Origin of the sequence: Pedobacter sp. HMWF019 (assembly GCF_003061025.1) — a bacterium.
Classification (GTDB): domain Bacteria; phylum Bacteroidota; class Bacteroidia; order Sphingobacteriales; family Sphingobacteriaceae; genus Pedobacter.
Window position 1 is genome coordinate 1 of sequence record NZ_QAIL01000377.1, and the last position, 3481, is coordinate 3481.

Genomic DNA, 3481 nt, shown 5'->3' on the forward strand with positions numbered 1-3481 from the left:
CAGTAGAGGTAATGATCAATATAATCAGTGGTTGTCTCAGCGGAGGGCAAATTCAGCGGTTCAATATATTATTGATCGTGGAATCGGGAAAAACAGAATCACAGCAAAAGGTTATGGCGAAAGCAGGTTATTAAATCACTGCTCTAATGGAGTGAACTGTCCGGAGTCAGCTCATCAGTTGAACAGAAGAACAGAGTTTAAAATAGTTAAACAATAAACAAAGAAGAGTTTGGCGCTTCATGCAAGTCTGCATGATCCTTTTAAAGAAATTTCAAAATTGAAACCTATTAGAGAGAAGAATATGAAAGATAAGGTAATAAATACTAAACGAGACTATATTGATCTGGTGCAGACAATGCATAGATTTAATGCTTCTGAAGTCGAAACCCGTCGTTTACTTGATTTTGTAGATATCATTGTCGCTATTGACTATTATGGCATAACTGAGCTGTTGGATACGATTGGAGAAGAAAGACTGAGGGCGCATCTGGAAATGGATGAAATGCACCAATACCTTGCAGGTGCCGGTGATGATGTGGCCTTCTCTGAGATGAGATAGGAATGGAAATTGTTGGATAAGGAGTTTAATCAGGGAAAAAATAGGTTTTCTGATCTTGCTGAACCTGCTAGGTTCTGAGGCTTGATCATGAAAACCTATCTTTCTTCGGTGCAGACCGGGAAGGGTGCTAATTGGTAGGATGTTTTATTTTACACCGCCAAGTTTTAATGTGAATTCTGCAATAAAGTTCGCAGGCATTTGAGGTATGGTGGTACCCCAGCCTATATAGTATTTTTCGTTGGTGAGATTGTTTGCTTTTAATCCAACTCTGAATCTGGGCTGGTCATAGAAAGCAGATGCATTCAAAGCAGTGTATGCCGGCAATGTAAATAAGCTTGTGGTGGTTATGGCAGTGATGTTTTTACTGGCATAGTTCCCGCCAAAACCGAGACCGAAGCCCTGGAGCTGACCTTCTGTAAAACGATAACTTGCCCAGGCATTGATCATTGTCCGCGGCCCGGCACTTTCAGGGCGTAAACCATCTACATTGGCTGATGCCTGTAAGTATTTACTGTCATTATAAGCATAACCAGCTACAAGATTAAAGCCTGGAATTGGGTTAAACGCAGCTTCTGCTTCAAAGCCTTTACTTAACTGGTTTCCGTTCTGGATGCTGAAACCCGGCCGATCTGGATCCTGGCGTACGGTATTGTTTACTTTAATGTAGTAGTAGCTGAGTGTACTGGTCAGTTTGCCATCCAGAAGATTTAATTTCAGACCGCCCTCGGTTTGATTGGCTTGTCTTGCTTTAAAGTTACTGATGCTCTGGTCTGGCTGTGTTACGGGAGCGACATTTTGAAACCCATTCATGTAATTGGCAAATACAGACAACTTATCTTTTATTGGTTGATAAACCAGTCCAAACTTTGGAGAGAAGCTGGTCTGTTTGTATTGGCCATTATTTACACCAGTATTCAGGTTAAAAGTTCCGTTATTTTCAAAACGGTCTAAGCGGATACTGGCCAGAGCTGAGAGTTGATTGGTCAGGTCGATTACGTCCTGGGTATAGACACTGTAGGTATTTTGAAAATTACTGGTACGGGTAAAAGGGCTATTGCTTAAACGATCGATTAAAGCTGGTTTATTCAGTTTGCCATAATTTGCACCAGGATTAACGGCATCTATTTGGTCAAATGCCACGGATGCAGAATTGGATCTGGCCTCATTGTGGAGATAATCCAGTCCAATCAGTAATTTATTGCCTATATCTCCAATTTTAAAATTGCCTGTAAAGTTCTGCTGCAAGTCGGTCATTGCATTTTTACTATACAAAGACAGGGTAGCGTTTCGGGTTAACAATTTATTGCCTGCTGCCATGCTTAGATAGGCAGAGGCACCATCGCCATCAGTGCTGGAATAAGAAAAATTGGTTTGTGATTTCCAGCCTCTGCCCAGTTCGTAATCTGCCTGGGCATAGAAATTACCTGTAGTTACATTGGACTCCATATCATCGCCAACAAAACGCCGTTTAAAATCAAAGTTCAGATCTGCAGGTGTATGCACTCCGGTCGCATTAGAGGCATCAACAAATAAACGGTAAAAACCATTGTTTTTTCCTTTCATGTATTCGCCGTCCAGAAAAATGCTAAGCCTGTCGTTTACTTTATAGGTCAGCGACGGTGCAACAAAGACATAGGACTGAAAGCCTGCATCCTGGAAACTACCTTCATAATGCTTCGCGCCTGAAATGCGGAACAATAAATTTTTATCGTTATTTAAAGGTGCATTTACATCAAATGTGATCCTGCTTAAACCAAAACTGCCTGCTGAATAGCCTGCACTGGCTTCAAATATATCCATAGGTTTTTTGGTAATGCGGTTAAATAAACCTCCAAAGGAAGTTAAACTGCTGCTGCCAAATAGTGCACCTGAAGGACCTTTGATGGCCTCAAGGCTTTCCAGATTTACGGGGTCCAGGTAGCCTACGGTCATTCCAGGTACTCCATTTCTTAAATAGGAGCCACCGGAAAATCCACGCATAGCCACTGTGCCTCCTGGGCCGTTTCCATTATTCTGGAGCTGCAGGATAACACCAGGTACATTCTTCAGCACATCAGAATAGGTAACGATCATTTGATCCTGTATAAGTTCTTTGCTCACACTGGTATATACCTGAGGGTTCTCCAGATCTTTTAGCTGTACTTTTGCCACAGTATTACTGGATGCTCTTGAAAATTTATTCACTTTGCCGCCACCTATAATCACTTCTTGCAGCTCGGCATAATTTTCTGATAAGGTAAAATTGAGTTCAAGTTGCTGTCCATCATGGATATTGATCATTTTTTGAATAGGGTTTAAACCAATTGCGGATATTTTAAGAATATAATCTCCTGGTTTAACCTTTCCTATTGTAAATTCTCCCTTATTATCTGTTGATGTCCCTATTTTTTTTCCCTGCAACTGGACGGAGATGTTTTGGGCAGGCCTGCCTTCTGAAGTGAGTACCTTCCCTTTAATCGTGCCGTTTTGCTGGGCATAGGAATCTAAACTGCTGAAGGCGAACCATAACAGGAGAACGTTTAGTAGCTTTCTTTTCATGTAAAATTATTTAGATTAATTATAGATAGCGAAGGTATTGAAAACTATTATTATTTTTAATCATTCTAAATAATTATTTTATTGAGATATTATTTTCATTGACTACCACACATATGAAGCTCCTTTTTACCCTAATTTGCCTCTGGGGTACCGTACCTCCCTGGACTGCCACAGGTCTTTTAATTTGCTTCTCTTTGTATCGTCATGACGAATTAACAGAAGTATTGATCATTTAAATTTTTAAAATTATGGGACTATTAAGACAAGGGATCCTTGGTGGATTTCGCAAGAAAACGGGCGTGCGCCCATAAGGGTGCGTAATGAATGACCTTTGGCAAGGTTAGGGCTAGTGTTCAAAATAAAGCCCATCATCAGCCAGCTTAT

General features: G+C 40.7%; 3 protein-coding genes. 2 read left to right on the plus strand and 1 reads right to left on the minus strand.

The genetic code is table 11. From position 1 onward, the window contains the following. Both DBR11_RS20690 and DBR11_RS20695 read left to right on the plus strand, forming a co-directional pair. Window positions 1–217 (plus strand): OmpA family protein (locus DBR11_RS20690; protein WP_146186607.1); only part of this gene is annotated, 217 nt, incomplete at its 5' end. 12 nt (window positions 218–229) lie between these two features. After that, window positions 230–559 carry a hypothetical protein gene (locus DBR11_RS20695; RefSeq protein WP_108554523.1) on the plus strand — a complete coding sequence of 110 codons (330 nt, stop codon included), beginning with the start codon at window positions 230–232 and terminating at the stop codon, window positions 557–559. Between the two features lie 144 nt (window positions 560–703). On the opposite strand, the gene DBR11_RS20700 is transcribed toward DBR11_RS20695, so the two are convergent. Beyond that, on the minus strand, window positions 704–3097 hold the full coding sequence (locus tag DBR11_RS20700) for a TonB-dependent receptor (protein WP_108554524.1): 2394 nt from the start codon (window positions 3095–3097) through the stop codon (window positions 704–706). Window positions 3098–3481: the final 384 nt, after the last annotated feature.